The 15,115-nt window shown below is 51.0% G+C and carries 10 protein-coding genes; 1 reads left to right on the forward strand and 9 read right to left on the reverse strand.

Features of this window, described 5'->3' with window-relative positions; genetic code table 11:
• Positions 1-164: 164 nt before the first annotated feature.
• Both J4D97_RS20125 and J4D97_RS20130 read right to left on the reverse strand, forming a co-directional pair.
• Positions 165-1,139 carry an ArdC family protein gene (locus tag J4D97_RS20125; protein ID WP_208309130.1) on the reverse strand — a complete coding sequence of 325 codons (975 nt, stop codon included), beginning with the start codon at positions 1,137-1,139 and terminating at the stop codon, positions 165-167.
• A 307-nt stretch (positions 1,140-1,446) separates the two neighbouring features.
• On the reverse strand, positions 1,447-1,809 hold the full coding sequence (locus J4D97_RS20130; protein ID WP_208309131.1) for a hypothetical protein: 363 nt from the start codon (positions 1,807-1,809) through the stop codon (positions 1,447-1,449).
• Positions 1,810-2,319: 510 nt separating this feature from the next.
• Between J4D97_RS20130 and J4D97_RS20135 the strand changes: the two genes are divergently transcribed.
• Positions 2,320-5,928 carry a hypothetical protein gene (locus J4D97_RS20135; protein ID WP_208309132.1) on the forward strand — a complete coding sequence of 1,203 codons (3,609 nt, stop codon included), beginning with the start codon at positions 2,320-2,322 and terminating at the stop codon, positions 5,926-5,928.
• Positions 5,929-6,159: 231 nt separating this feature from the next.
• Here J4D97_RS20135 and J4D97_RS20140 read toward each other — a convergent pair whose 3' ends face one another.
• From J4D97_RS20140 to J4D97_RS20170, 7 genes are all read right to left on the reverse strand, one after another.
• The gene (locus J4D97_RS20140; protein WP_208309133.1) at positions 6,160-6,822 is read right to left on the reverse strand and encodes a recombinase family protein; all 663 of its coding nucleotides are present in this window, start codon (positions 6,820-6,822) and stop codon (positions 6,160-6,162) included.
• 124 nt (positions 6,823-6,946) lie between these two features.
• The gene (locus J4D97_RS20145; RefSeq protein ID WP_208309134.1) at positions 6,947-7,687 is read right to left on the reverse strand and encodes a DUF6602 domain-containing protein; all 741 of its coding nucleotides are present in this window, start codon (positions 7,685-7,687) and stop codon (positions 6,947-6,949) included.
• The gene (locus tag J4D97_RS20150; protein ID WP_208309135.1) at positions 7,684-9,804 is read right to left on the reverse strand and encodes a ThiF family adenylyltransferase; all 2,121 of its coding nucleotides are present in this window, start codon (positions 9,802-9,804) and stop codon (positions 7,684-7,686) included. The genes J4D97_RS20145 and J4D97_RS20150 overlap by 4 nt, the downstream gene beginning before the upstream one ends.
• Entirely contained in the window at positions 9,797-10,795 is a 999-nt protein-coding gene (locus J4D97_RS20155) for a hypothetical protein (RefSeq protein WP_208309136.1), read from the reverse strand. Before J4D97_RS20155 ends, J4D97_RS20150 begins: the two co-directional genes overlap by 8 nt.
• A gap of 116 nt (positions 10,796-10,911) precedes the next feature.
• Positions 10,912-11,133, reverse strand: coding sequence for a DUF2188 domain-containing protein (locus J4D97_RS20160; RefSeq protein WP_208309137.1), 222 nt, complete (start codon positions 11,131-11,133; stop codon positions 10,912-10,914).
• Between the two features lie 293 nt (positions 11,134-11,426).
• On the reverse strand, positions 11,427-13,805 hold the full coding sequence (locus J4D97_RS20165; protein WP_208309138.1) for a S8 family peptidase: 2,379 nt from the start codon (positions 13,803-13,805) through the stop codon (positions 11,427-11,429).
• A 6-nt stretch (positions 13,806-13,811) separates the two neighbouring features.
• Positions 13,812-14,969, reverse strand: coding sequence for an AAA family ATPase (locus J4D97_RS20170; RefSeq protein ID WP_208309139.1), 1,158 nt, complete (start codon positions 14,967-14,969; stop codon positions 13,812-13,814).
• Positions 14,970-15,115 lie beyond the last annotated feature (146 nt).

The following is a 15,115-nucleotide window of genomic DNA, read 5'->3' on the forward strand; positions in this document are numbered from 1 at the left end:
TCAAGTGAGAGGTGGCGCAACTCAGCACCCAGCAGGGGCGCGGCGATTTCGTTGGTGACAGTTTTAGATAACATCGTAAACGGAAATTTTATAGGTTGAAACAGTTGTAGGTCGGTGCCCTATCGGCACCGGACAGGGTTTCTATCCGGTGCCTTTCGGGGCTGCTAGGCGGCTGCCTTTGTCGCTTCTTCTTTCGCGTCTGCGGCCTCTACCGTGTCACTATTTTGCTCAGTCAGCTCCTTGCTTTTCGGTGAGTAGGGGCTGATACCTAGAATTAGGTTTGCAGCCTTCTGCGCGTGGCTGGCGGCTTTCACCAGTAGCGTCTTGTCCTCTTTGAGTTTACCTAACCAAAATTGCAGGTAAGCCGCGGTATTATCGTCGGTGGCTTCGGGGCTGATACCTGCGGCACCGCACAGAAAAGCCGCGCCCATCTCTGCGGTCAGTTCTTCACGGGCATATCCTGCGGCACCCTTTACGGCCATGTTTTCGGCCAATTCGGGCCGGTTGAGCCGGTTGCGGTGGCCGGTGGCGTGGGTCAACTCGTGAAACAGCGTCTGATAGTATTGCTCAACGCTGCGGAAGCTGCTTAGGATCGGCATATTCACGTAGTCCACTGAGGGCACGTAATACGCCTCCTGATCCATGTGCCTAATGCTGGGGCGGTCGGCCCAACTGCTCACGATTGCCTCAGCTGCGGCAATTGGTTGGTGCTGCACCTCCTCCCCTTCGGGCAGCACGAGGTTCACGCCTTCCACGTCGGTAATGTTAAACACGGTGGAATAGCTGGCAAAGGGTATGCGCTTGGCCTCTCCCCCTTCGGGTGCTTCCTTTTCAATAACGTTGTAGAAAATGATGGGGAAACCCTTTGCCCCTTGGCGAATGTACCCGCCTAGCTTCTTGGCTTGGCGAAAGGTCATAAACAGCGGCATTCCATCACACAGGAAATGCAGCAAAAAGGCGTTGATGCCGGTGTACACGTGGCCACTGACATAGTTGCGGGGGGCGCCAAACGTGTGCCACGGCTTCTGCCACGGAATTTGACCGCCTTCCATCTTTTCCAAGATGCGGTCGGTAATGACTTGGTAGGCATCGGCTTTAGTAGAGCCGTTACCTGCGGACGTGTTGCGAACAGTCGTCATAAAAAGTGGTTTTTAGATTGAGCTTCGTTGCTCTTTCAATGATATAAAGATACAAATTATGTTCCTAAATAGGAACATAAAAGCCAACTTTTTTATAAAAAATGTCCCTCTATTGGTCCCCTACTGCCTTTTTCTTCCCTTTCGTTAAATCTCTGTTATGGCCACAAAAAAGCCTCGACTGGAGGGCCGAGGCTGGGGTATTATTCTTATTCTTATTCTTCGAGATGCCATAAGCTTTGCTTTAGGGATCACACAATAGTAGGAACTGAAAATACCGTGATGAAAGGGAGAAAAGACAAGTAGTAGCTTACTGACAGGATTTGAAAAAGGCAATCTGTTCTTGAAAAGCGGCCAGTGCAGCAGTATCGGGTAATATAAAGCCATTACTTAGAGTATCAAGCGGATAGCGTATCAACTCTGTAGGTACCGCTAGGTGCCGAAGTACCCGTTGGAGCAAGTGGGGTTCTTCCCGTTTCAACTTCCCGTTTTTGAGGTTAATAACGGCTGTATAAGAAAATCCCCCCGCCTCACAAAAAGGCTTCAACTCGCCTCGCCCAAACATACCCAAGCGGCCCTGTACATAATAAAGCGCCTCGTTGTAAGGAACGAGTAGTTGTAGGTTGGGAAAGCTTCGGGGAGCTATTTCTTGTCGGTGTTCTTCTTTTTCCATGCTTGGTAGCTCTTAATCATAGCGGCACACACCGTCACGTTGGTGACCATCGCCTCGTCTTCAGTTACGCCTGGCCTAAACTTGACTTTCACTTCTCCATCTGTTATGACTAGGCCTTCTCATAGCAACGGGGGGATAAAGTTACTCTAAGGATTGGATCAAAAAGCGTGGGTCAACCAGATTACAGGGGTCGCACTAAACTAGGAACGGAAAACAACGCTAAGAAATCCTGAGTTAGCGGTCAATCTCATAAAACGTAGATTTTATAGGCCAGCAGTATCAAATTAAAAGGTATTTGCTTTGTGAAGAGTTGATATCATCTATTAAGCAGTTCGCAATTGCACTTTTTACAGGTGTTTTCAGCTACCTTTTTTAATAAATAACTATTTTCAAGCTTAGCGTCTAAATCAATTCTTTCGGAGGAGTAAACCCTTAGGGGGCGGTGCTAGTGGTATGATGGCCAAAAGGAGACGTCTATTCAAAATTAAGTAACCAGTAAAATTCTTTCTTATGCTCACCGGAGTGGTCTTTTTCATGAAGCAATTAGATGGGTCACTCCCGCGATGGCTTGGCTATATATATTGCCCGGTTCTGAAGTGCATATTCTTTGTGAACGAGCAACGAATGTTTAAAGGGTCTGCACAACCTGAATTGGGCGCGGCGGTCGATTTCAGAGAGGGAGCGACTCAAGAAGGAAAAGAGTTTGCGGCGGCTAACTCAGTGCGGGAAAGCACTACGACCTATAGCCTTGATGAGCCATTAGTTCCTTTAGAAGTAGTAGCTGCTATTTATCGGCTTCCATCTCAAGTTATTAGAGCCAAGCTAAATAGTAAATCATTAGCAATTTGTGGGAAGACAGGGGAAACGCTGCTCGCTATCATACAGATTAATGCTTTGGCAGATTGGCAGCCAATTAGCATGAGCGCGAAGCAGAATAGAAGTGAGCGGTCAGTCCCACCAGACAACTCGCTACGGTTTGGGCAGTTGGTAAGGCACGAGTTTGACCGAGGGTTTGGATTTGTGAAAGAGCAAGGAAAGGGTAAATCTGAAGTTTTTGCACACGTCAAGAACTTGAGATTTGAGCCCAAGATCAATGAATGGCTAGTATTCGCGGTAGGGAGCGATGGTAGGGCGTCGTGGGCGCAAAGGCCAGCACAAGCCTTACCTTGGCTGCGAAAAAGTTACACTACATTCAGTGTGGCCGCTTTGGATGAATTATTCCAGTTGGGTGACCAGCAATTAGCTGACGAGGTGCTGAATTTCCGCATTGAGCGGCTATTAGCATCTAAGGACGATACACACATCCCGAATGGAGAAGCATTGCTGCAAAAAGTCCAAAGGTTTCTACCGCAGAAACTAAACTACGCCTACGAGCGGCTTATTACAGATTTAGAGAGCATAGGTAAATTGCGACTGTGGGTGCAATTTGGGAATACAGCAGACGCACCATCTTTTGTAGCGACGCTGAATGACGTTTACCGAAACACGTTAAATCTGCAAGCTGCTGAAATGCCTCGCAATGAAATGCTCAGCCTACTGGACCTTAGCAAAGGACAGGCTAATGCTAAAGCAATAATTCAAGCATGGTGGCCGGCTCAAAAAATTGAGAGGATACCAGATGAAGAGCGAATAGAAGTGGTTAGCTCGCTTTTCAAGTGGCTGCGCGAATGGCATGGATTTCTTTCAGCTTGTGACCTGACACCCTCTGGACGCATAACGTGTTTAGAACGCTGGCGAATATTATCTAACATGCTACGAACACATTTCGCAGTGGTGGGTGGCGTTACACTTGGAGCTGCGATATACGAAGCAACTGGCGTACTGCTGCCTGTCCTTGAATTGATTCGGGAAAAAGTGGAACAGCTTCCTAAAAAGGCATTATTGGATTTAGTACGGGATGGTGGAGAAGCAGGCTATCTGGCATTAGCCGTAGCATTGCGACGGTTGGGGAAGATAGATACAGAGGCTACCTACGAGAGCCTACGTGAGTGGCTTAGCAGAATCAAACCACTACAGACAGATAACCCTGGATGGATGAGAGCAGTGATGGTGGCGGTAGATGAAGCCTGCTCATCAGTGTATCGCTTGAATCTATGGAACGCAGGATTTCTTCCCGATCTAGATTGGCGAGAAATCACAGGCTGTCTAGAAATAGAATCCGCCCGAATAGTAGCATTTGATGGCAACAATAAAGACAGTTTGAGGCTGGCAGCGGCGCATCGCGTAATCGATTTAGAATTATTGGATTCGTCTACTGCTTACAGTTATGTATTTACTTTTCTACATCAATTAAGTGGAAAGTCTTCTGTCAACCCGCACGTCATCTGGAATCCTAACGGATGGAATTGGCAAAAAGCGCCGCTAAATCAAGCATCTTTCGCTGCCTTGGTGAGAAGTATCTTGGATAGAGGTGATACTCGATTGCAACACTATCTATGGAAAGCAGGAGTTATTGAAACACCCGCATTCGACCGAATTTATAATGCGATAAACTTCTACGCCGATGGGTTTGACCGGTCGGGTGATACCACCGCTTGGGAGCCAGCGTATGAATTGATAAGGTCGCTGAATGAGTTCCAGCGGTTGGCTTTTCTAGATTGGATGTTGGAGTGGAATCATATCAGCGAAGTAGCAGGCTGGAGTAGCAAGCTTTTGCATAAATGGCTTAATGGCCTACCGGGGGCTGTTAAAGAACAAGAAATTTGGACCCGTCTGTTGGCTGCGCTGACTACGCCAGCCCTGCTGAAATTATGGTTGGCCGATGTTGTAGAGCACTACGACTTTGATGCTTACCGCCTCTTGGTATTCACGCTCTCGCCAGCTGACCAAATGCTGTTTCTGCGCAAGACATTCAAATTGCTGGCCGTTGGTACGCTGCAATTGAACGCGAGTCAATTGAACACCATTGTTAGGTTTAGTAAAGACGAGTTAGGCCGGGGAGCAGCTCTTGACTATTCACTCGATTTAGCTCTAGTAGTGCTACTCTCGCTGTCCCGAGGTGGCTCCTTGCCAGGAGAGGACGGCATTATAGAAATTGCTTGCCGTTACCTTAAGGAAGATACAACAGCACTGACGCCCGTAGGCAAGGAATTTTTTGCATCGTGTCCAGGACGTTCTGAAGTAAAAAAAACTAAAGACCCAAGTAAGGACATCGTAATAGCCAGAATAGAAGGATCGGAGTATCCGGCTTCTATAGATAGGAAAACAGTATTCGTAGAAGGCGTTGCGGTAGAAGTTGCGAACAATAACGTTGAACTAGCTGGAAAGCACTGGCCCGTCAGTTGGATTGTCACTCCTGGGTATGAATATCAGCCAAGCTCTAATAATCCTGAGTTAAAACCTGTTGGAATTGAGCTTTGTGAAGGACGACTCGCCTATAAAGAGGATGTCAAATCGCAACTGCCGTTTTGGTGGTGTTGCAATCGACCATGCTTTAAGCCCAATCAAAGCAAAAGAATATCCGATGACTGGCAGCAGTATAGCCTGATGGACTTCATAAGTATCTTGGGATTGGAGTACGATGCGGACTCCTACTATGCTTTCGTTGGGTTGATAAACCGGGTAAATAGGTTACTGGTGCGCTTGCAATGCCGGTGTTGTGGGCACATTCTGCGGCCTATCGGACAATCTGACTTCAACTTCTATCGAGCTAACCGCTTCAAATGTACTAATTGGGAATGTGAGGAGCGGAAGCGAGAAATATATTTAAGTCACTGTTTAAATGGTCATTGTATGACAGTGATTGATAGCAGGGACTCTAATAGGTGCTCATACCGAACCGAGGGCAGACCAGACAAGCAAGGGATGTACATCTGCGGGCACTGTGGTGGCTGCTGCTCAAAGCAAGCGCTGGTTCGCCGGAAAGAAAACCTGGAAAAAGCCTACCTACCCGAGATACTGATAAATTACCCGCAGTACAAACTCATCGCTGAAAATTTAGCGAACAAACTATACCATTGGGAAAGAATGCGTGTCTTTTGCTACAAATGCACAAAACCGATGCAGCAACGGCACCCGCAAGCCAATTATACTTGCACTGATTGTAGTGTTGAGTACAAGCTAGACGTGGTGCATATTGAGGTTGCTCGACGAAAGAAGTTAGCTGAGGAAGATGTCTAATCATTGGGTGATTGGATACTGGTGGATACAAAGCTTAGTTTAAAAGATAGTGGGGTTGCATTAGTAGTTGGACAAAGAATTACGCTAAGCATATAAAATATTGATCGACAATATTTTATATACAAACCTCAGCTCCCTACTTCTGCTGTTTGGCTTGGCCAAGTGGCTTACCCGCCGTTTACATCGCCTCGCCTTGAACCCCAAGCAGGGAGCACAAAAACGAGCCCTTTATTATGCCTGCTCGGTGGCACGTTGCGCCAGGCGTTGCACTTGCTTGTGGGTGAAGCGGCAGCCCCGGCGGGTGCGAAAGCCCAAGCTCTCCAACTCCTGGGCAATCTGATTGTAGCCATGCCCCTGCGCCCGCCGGGCCAGGATCAAGGCCGTGGCCTGGCGGTTGCCCTCGTGGGTGCGCGCGTTCTGCTGCCGGCTGGCAAGGCCGTGCGCATGGGCCGCCGGCGTCAAGTTGGCCGGGGTACCCAGCTGCTTCCCCTGGGCCTTGAGTACCTGCAAGGCCCGGCGGGTGCGCTCGCTGATCATGTCCCGCTCCTGCTCAGCGAGGGCCGCGAAGATGTGCACGGTGAACTTGTTGGCCTGAGGTTGATCGCAGGCCACGAACTCCACCCCCGACTCCATCAGCGAGGCAATGAAGGCCACGTTGCGCGAGAGGCGATCCAACTTGGCAATCACGAGCACCGCCCCGCGGCTCTTAGCTAGCTGCACGGCCGCTCGCAGCTGGGGCCGCGTGGCCGTCTTGCCGCTCTCGACCTCGACGAACTCTCCCACCACGCCTTCTTCTTTGACAAAGGACTTCACCATCTGCTGTTGCGCGGCGAGGCCCAGCCCGCTCTTACCTTGCTGCAGAGTACTGACACGGTAGTAGGCAACGAAGGGCATAAGCAGGGGCAGTTGGAGAAGGAAATGGAGCAAAGATAAGCAGCTTGGACATTTTCCAAACGACCGTTTAGAAAATGTCCAAGGCGTCAAATACCTCTGATTAGCTTATAGAGACCACCTCCAACTATATCGAGTCTAAAGCGCGGGCATACTGCTCGATGTCGATAGCCGGAACAGTGCCTAGTCGCTGCAAGCGAGAAAGAAGGCGGAGAAAGAAATAGATGAGTGCTTCCTCCGGGGTACTGATTTCTCGGGTGTGGCCTGAGTCGGCATTATAGTAAATGTTAAATCCGCCTTTATCCAGCACGCATCCAATATCAATGTGGCTTCGGGGCTCAAGAGCGTCAACAGCCTTGATGAATGGTTCGCCGAAGGGGTCGCTCCAGGTCGAATCCAGTGTTAGGATGCCACCAATGATGTTGAAGGGTTCACGCGGGTCCGTGATGCAACCATCGGCGTGGTAAACGGGTGCATTTGTCCGGTTAAGCAGGCGGACAGTTTTTATTTTGTTGGCGGCGTATTCCAACATGGCTTTATCGAGGTTCTGCTTTACCTCAAATACCGCGTAGACGCTCTCGGCCGGAATATGATCAGCTCCATTCACGGTCCAGACGAAAGGCGAATACTGTCGGTCGTGGATAACTAAATCTATCTGGTCACTCATGTAGCCGTTGTGGTCTACAACAAAGGCTTTGCTGACGCAGTACCGTTTGGGCAGGTATTCCTGCAGCCACAACCGCCAGCTCTCTTCCGTGACATCTCCCATGGTTGGCGCATGGGATACAAGCTGGCGGTTGGCAGTGAGCTTTAACGACATCTGCTTCTGCAGCGCGTTGAATGCCCCTTTCAGGTCAAAATGATTCATGTTGTTGCGGGTGAGTATACCAGAAGCTGGCTCTGATGTTGTACAAAAAAATGTGGCTCTACTTGGTGGCGTCGCGTTTGGGCAATGAGCAGCAACGGGCTGCGGGTGCGCACATCGGGGTGAGCCGCTAGTTTGGCTATGGCAGCTTTATCTGTTGGGCTGGGCGTACCAGGACCATCAGGATGCGAATGCCAGTCGCCCAGGTATTGCAGCTGGTCAGGCAATTGCCGCAACTGCCGGTTGATGCAGGTTGGGTCCGGCGTGAAGGACGTAGGCGAGTTCCTGTACTTGGAAGGAATGATGATTCGGCTGACGACGGCACAGCTGCCGTCTTCCGAATAATTGCCGATCAGCACGCCACCAAATTCTTTCGGATAGTGCAGGAGCGTCTGCTCCCGTATCTGGTCGAGGCATTCGCTGGTGACGAGGAGCTTCAAGCCGGTCTCCAACTGCTCATACTGCTGATCGACGCTAACCTGGATGCCACGCCCCACTGCCTGCTGTAGGCTGAACGTGCGGAATCTTTTTTTCTGACGGGCCATTTCGGCTAATTCACTGATGGCAAGTCCAACCATGAACTCAATCTGGGCGCCCGACGCCCGGAACGTTGGATGCCAGCAGCCCGCCCCCTCACGGAAGTCAGGATACACGGCCCGGCTGATGTGCGCCAGCAACTGCTCACGGCGTTCCTGTAGCGGACATATGTCGTCATCAACTACCGCTATCAACTCCTCTGCCCCCTCCGTGATTGAAAGGTGAATGACCTTCCCGACAGGCACGGCATGGCGGAGGGTAGTCAGCACCTGGTTATTAGCCGAACAGTCAACGATTAAGTCGTATTTCCCAAGCAACTCAACTGTTCCTTCCCAGTTTTTGGCTCTAGGCAAGGTGGCGGGCACGCTACTACTTATATGCACCGACACGAAGGGCGACAAGTTCTGTAAGTGCTGTTGCAGAGCCGCCACTTTGGGTGCATCAATATCCCGAAAGCGGTAGCGGCTGCGGCAAATATTACCGGGAGCTACGGCATCAAAATCAGCCAGCGTCAAGTCGCGCACGCCACCCCGCACCAGGGTTTCGGCTAGGCAGCTGCCGATAGCGCCAACCCCGAGAAGCAATATTCGGCAATTGGTAAACAACTCGGGTAGCTGACCCCGGCCGAAGAAACGGGAGTACGCGGCATTACTAGCCTGCCCCCACAACAGCCGTTGCCTGCCCAATGCATCGAAACGATTTTGCACTTTCACGCTGGAGGCATCCCGCCGCAGCAGGTTAAGCGGCAGCAACAAGGCATCCCACGTAATCTCCTGTCCTTCCTGATTTGGTATGGGGTACCCGACAGCAAGTAAGAAACGATTGCTCAATGCCGGTGGCGACTGGCGACGGAACTGATGGCTTAGCCCGAGCTGGCGTAGCTGAACGAAGAAATCGGCGGGTAGCAATGGCAGCAGATCCTGCCAACATTCTATCCGCTCTTTCCGCTGCAACACGGGCTCCTGCTTCAGTAGCGTCCAAATTCCAGTATAGCTGTCAGCCTTTGCCGCAGGCGCCCACCGGGCTGGTAGATTGCCAAGGCCGGAGCATAGGCAGGCAGGTGCTGAACCTTTCACCGAGCGCAACAGGCTGTACGTAAACGTACCGCTTTGCTGCAGCGCGAAACGTTCTGCAGTGTAATCCTGCGGTTCTTCGTCAAACAGAAGATGGGCTCCCTTGGCACTGCGTACAGGAACGTACTCATAATGCTCGTCTACGTCTTCGCGCACGTAGTACTTCTCCAACCACCCGTGCAGCTGCTGCATTTCCAGTTGCAGACGCGTAGCCAGATGGTTCACAATCGGAGTCGACAAGCAAAGTGAACCGCCGTGGTCTTTAAGGGTAGGAATGTTTTGGTGCGGGTATCCGGCCAGCGTCCACGGATAAAACAGCGCCTCTCCCTGCGGATAAGCGTCGGGAATGTGCACAGTCACTGAAACTTCCCCTTTGGCCGTGCTCACCCCGATGGCACCGGCGTGGTGAGCTGAAGCCGCTTCGAACACGAAGGGCTTCAGCAATGTCACGCCGGTTTCGGCCGCGAAAAACTGGTTAAAAAACCACACATCCGCAGTTGGATCAACCATAGGTAGTGGGCGGGTAGTTGGTTTGCCTCACGCTCGCGTTCTGCTCGTAGCGGTTCGACGGCTTCGCTTCTTCATTTTCCTTCGCCTCGTCCTTACAGGGGAACTTCGGATTGACGGGGAAATAGAACTTTAGCTTGTTGCTGTCCTTGTCAATCTGCTTCAGCGCCCGTTTCATCTCCTTGGCCAGCTTTGTTTTCTGGCGGTCGGTGAGGCTATTGGTTACGTTATTGCCCAAATTGCCCGGGTCGTGCAGGTTGATGGTTTCGATGTTGTCGCGGATGAACTCCATCGTAAACTTTACCCGTTCCCACCGACTGTTTGGGATGTTACCTTCACCCTGCTCATCAAAAGCTTCGATGGTCAGCAGCTCCAGCAGAAACGACTTCAGCTTGGGAAAATGAGCAAACTTCCAGGCCTTAAGCAGCTTGATGGTTTCGCGCTCCTTTTTGCGGCCCTTGATGTGCTCGATCTGTTTGGCAATGTTGGTTTTCATGCGCCCGGACGAATCTTCGTCGTTGAGGCACAAGTTCAGATCGTAGCAATCCGGGTCATCGTCACTGATGCGTCGGCCGGGCGTGATGTCGAAGTTGAGTACTTCGTCATCCACCAGGAAAAACAGCCCAATGGATACTTTTTGCGGGCGAACTTCCGTCAAGTCCCCTACTTCGTCGCCGAACTCGTCGCTGTCCAGATACTCGTACACGTCGTCGTACATCTTGCGAAGCGTTGTGAAGGACTTCCGCTTGAAGTTGACGCACAGGTCCATATCAAACTTGATGTTGACGGCCGTGTGCTTGGCGTAGGAGCCTGAATGCTGGATGCAGATGATGTCGGAGCCATATTGCTTTTCCAACGCGGCTTTTACCTTATCACGCTTCTTGCGGTAGCGGTCAGCCAGGCTTTCGTTGTCCTCGATGAGGTCTTCTTCCAGGTTGATGCCGTAGGAACGGTGCACACAACCCAGGTATTCGTCTTTGTTTAAATCAGCCATGATGGTTTCAATAGGTGCACAGGAGGTAGCCTCTTTCCACGGCAGTTGTAGAAAGCAGTAGCAGTAGCCCGACACCACAACGACGGTGATGCCGGGCTGTGCCTGAAAATGAGGGGTTATCCTTTACTGAATTCGGGGTCGTAACCGTAGGTGTTCCGCTCGCGAATCTGGCCGTTTCGGCCGTGGATGAACAGTTCGCTCTCCCGGTTAATGGCCATCTGGCGGCCGATAGCCGCAGCGGCGGTCTGGGTGGGAGCAATGACGGCGGCGCGCTCGGCGCCGGCCGATTTGACGGCCCAGCCGTTGGGGCGGGGCGTGATGTGGACGTTCTTGCCCATGGTATTTGTCTCGTTTAGACAGGTGGAAAACGGCTCCGAGAATGGAACAGATCAAGTCGACGGACAACGGAGGGGGTGTTGGTGCGTACAAAAATGTAGCTACCTTCGCGGCCTGCAAAGTCCGTGGAGAAGCAGCTGAAGGGCATTCGCCCGACAGCCCAGGACGCAGCCAGCAAGTGCGAATTGGAACCTCGGTTCTTGCTGAGCTACTAAGTTCGGAAGTCAGTCGTCACACTCCCGTGGCGGCTGATTTTTACTTTTGGAGTACTTAATTACAGCATTGGTGTGGTATGTTACGTGGTGGTTTCGGAGTCGCCAAGCGAGTTGCGCAAATTGATTTGCACTTCATTGCGGAGCCTGACGTTGCTGTGTTGGAAGTTGTTATCGACAAGGCTGCGTGTAACTGAGCTATAGACATCATGCTGTCGACGTGGGTCGCGAATGGTAATGATGAGTGCAAAATCCTGAGAAAGTTCTTCACCGTCTTGATCAGCAGCAATTTCGGCTGCCTGAGCGAATAAGCCTTCCAGCTTCAGAAACCATCTTTTCGGCGCTGTCAGACCATTACGACGCTTACTCTCGGTCATCTCACCTAGATTAACGGCATACTTCTTAACCGGGTGAAACTTACCCTGATAGCTGCGCAACTGGCGCTCAGGAGTGAAAGGATTGTCAAGATGCCGCTGAAAACGTTGGGCGTAATTCGACGCAAGCAGCACGTTTAAGCCTCCTTCACGCTTATTGGGGTTGAGTATACCGGGCTTGGTCATGTCCCGATCAGACAGGGTATCGTACGTGCCAAAAGCTACCTTGATATTAGATTGGCAGTATTCCGCTCCCTGTGTGCCGTCGAGCTTGGCGCCGGCTACCAGCGTGAGAATGACTTCGCCGTAATACTGGCCATCTTCATTTACCAACTCGTCGGGAAAAGGAAAATCGAATATTTCGATAAAGCTGCTGCGGACGATGGTGTCGCGCAGGATGAGCGTTATCTCATGCGGAGTGTTATAGATTATCTCATCCAAGCTCCCAGGGCGACCATAGCCCATTTCCTTGAGCCGGTCGGCAGGTTCTAGATCCAAGTCGGCGGGGTATTTAGCCGAATGGATAAGCAACGCTTTCAGCAGTAGCGGGTCAAAATCTTCAGCCAAGCGATGGTTGAGCCCAGCCAGCAAAGCAGTAACACGAGGCGTGGAAAAGCTGGTACCAATCTGCTGTACCACACCGCCGGTGATGGAGAAAGAACTAACCCCGGTCTGCGTGACCGTTCCATCGGGTAGTAAGCCGCCATTGCCACCATAGTGAGTCAGATCAGGCTTAACCAGGTTGTTCGGGCCGAAACCCGTGCGCGAGAAGGGCGAAGGATAACCCACCCGCGCTAAATCGTGCGGCCGTTGGGCATGCGCAATGCTACCTACAACCAGTGAACGGATGGAATCAGCCGAGTTAGGAATGCGGCGCTTCGGTTGGCGGTACTTAAAATTGTCGCAGTTGCCGGCTGACTTACAAATCAAAACATCGTACTGCTCCTGCAAAGCATCCAAGGCCTTACCAAAGTCGGAAAATTCAAGCGCGTGGCATTCGGTACGACTGCCCAGGGAAAGGTTCCAGATTTTAACATCCGAGTGCCGACGGACCGCGTTTTGAATGTTTTCAATTAATTCATCCTCGTCGATTGGTACCTGAGGATTGGGGAAAACGGTGGCATCGAGCAAATAGGCAGCGCCGGTATTAACCCATGGCTGTCTTTCTAACTCATCTCCATACAAAGCAACACCGGCTACAAATGTGCCGTGGCCGCGGTGCGTGTCTTCTTCGTCGTATACCGTGAAGCGGCGGGCCTCGAGCCAGGGACGGAGGTGGGCAATAGGAGCAATACCAGAATCTAACATGCCGATAGTCGGGTATGTCTGGCCCGGTATGGGTTCTTTCACCGGAACGCTGGGTTCTTCCCCGCTACCATCCAGCCCAACCGAATAGTTAGGCATGGGAGTAATGGAATAGAGGGCTTCAAATTCCTGCAGCTGTTCCAGCGCGTCGGGCCGGACGTGACGTATTTTAAATACTGTCAGCCCCGATGAGTATTTCGTTTTGCGGACAACTTCTATTCCTAATTCAGCCAGATCTTGCTCGAAGACACGTTCTACTACATTATTTAACTGCCGGTCCTGGTAGTTGACCAATTTAATCTTCAAAGCAGTTTCCGCATCAGCAGGAAGCTCCACCTCGGGGCTAAAAGCTTCTATTTCTTCAATTGCTGAAATACCAACGGGAAATGCCGTAGCCTGTTCCAGGTTCTGGTTGATAAAAGCCAGGTGTTCAGCGGAGTCAACCCTGAGTAGCAGTTCCAGGTCTTCGGAGAGACCAATGAAATTGTACTCATTGCGGCGGTTGAATAACCGGCCGATTTCTGCGCGGTGTCCTTTTGCTAAAGCATCGGACTTGAACGCTACCCGCACCACTGCTGGAATAAATTCCCTTTCGGGCGGACGAGTGGCAATGACCTGAGCCGTTTTAGTCAGTGCCTGACGAAATGCACCAGCCTTAGCTATAAGCTCCTCATTTGGTAGCACCCAATTTGGCAAGTCACCACTTCCGCCGCCTTCCGTGCGTCGTTCGTCCTGGTCTTCGCGCTTGCTGAACAGCTTGATAGGCAGCTTCTCGTCGGCCATGGTATTTTAGTTATTGGAGTTGAGGTAATTTTGGACTTGACGAAGCGAAATGTCCACTAGGTCGCTAATAGTTTTCTGCGCTACGTCGTGCTGGGATAGGAACTCGACCAGAGCCTTGGCAGAGGAAGCGTTGTGGTGCTTGAAGTGGTAGAACTGCAGCAGCACGTCGGCATGGGTGACGGCCTTACGTTGACTCATAATAGACTGAGCAACGGTGTTCTGACAAATGGCTTTGATATCAGCGGGGCTGCAACCGTGAAGCAGATCAACCAGCGTGTCCCATTTCTTGGACTGCTGCTCAAAATCCACGTTTCCCTTTTGTAAGTAGAGGGAGAGCAAGGCCTTGATTTCCTGGCTACCCGGTTTGGCTACCTCGATAATGCTGTTGAAGCGGCGCCAAATCGCCCTATCGAGCAACTCCTGATGATTGGTAGCGGCAATGAGAATATTGGACTGGTTGGCCTGGATGAACTCGTCGATGTTCTGCAACAGGCTGTTGACCACGCGCTTCAACTCGCCCAGTTCGTGCTGATCGTCGCGGGCCTTGGCAATGGCATCAAATTCATCAAGAAACAGGATGCATGGCTGTCGGCTGGCGAATTCAAATACCCGGCGAATGTTCTTGGAGGTATTGCCCAGCAAGGAGGACACTATAGAATCGAGGCGGGCTACTACTAGTGGCAGCTTGGTCTGCTGGGAAATGTAGTAGGCTAGAGACGTTTTGCCGCAACCAGGGGGGCCGTATAGCAGAAGGGAGGCCGCTAGGTCGACGCCAGCCGCATGAAGTTGATTACGGAATTGTAGCCGGCCGATGAAAGCATCTAGCTTGCTGCGCATGGTATCCGAGAAGATGAACTGCACCTCATCGGTAGCGGCCGGCATGATAAGATCGGCGATATTAAGACGCGTTTCCTGATCAACCGGAGGAGTGAAAACCTGATCGAGATAGACAGGTTGAGCTTGATTGCTCTGCAAAACTTTGAGTATACGCTCAGCGGTCTTGGCTTCACCGTCTTTTGACAGATTTTCGGCCAGCAGCCGGGCATAGTTGGCAACTTTGCGCGGGTCTTTATTCAAGCCACCCTCTATTATTTTTAGCAGCTCGGTGTACATGACAATGGTTTTTGAGTCGTTTTGCGTATCATTTAAAATCAAAATACGCATATTTGATATCAAAAGTCAAGTTTTTATAATCAAAAATTTCATTTTTAGATACAATAATACATAATAGGTTCACACATCAACCTATATCCAACGTTATTAGTAAATCATTCAATCATATTGATGCTTTGATAAAAAAGGTACTCGAC

The organism is Hymenobacter defluvii (assembly GCF_017589435.1).
GTDB lineage: Bacteria > Bacteroidota > Bacteroidia > Cytophagales > Hymenobacteraceae > Hymenobacter > Hymenobacter profundi.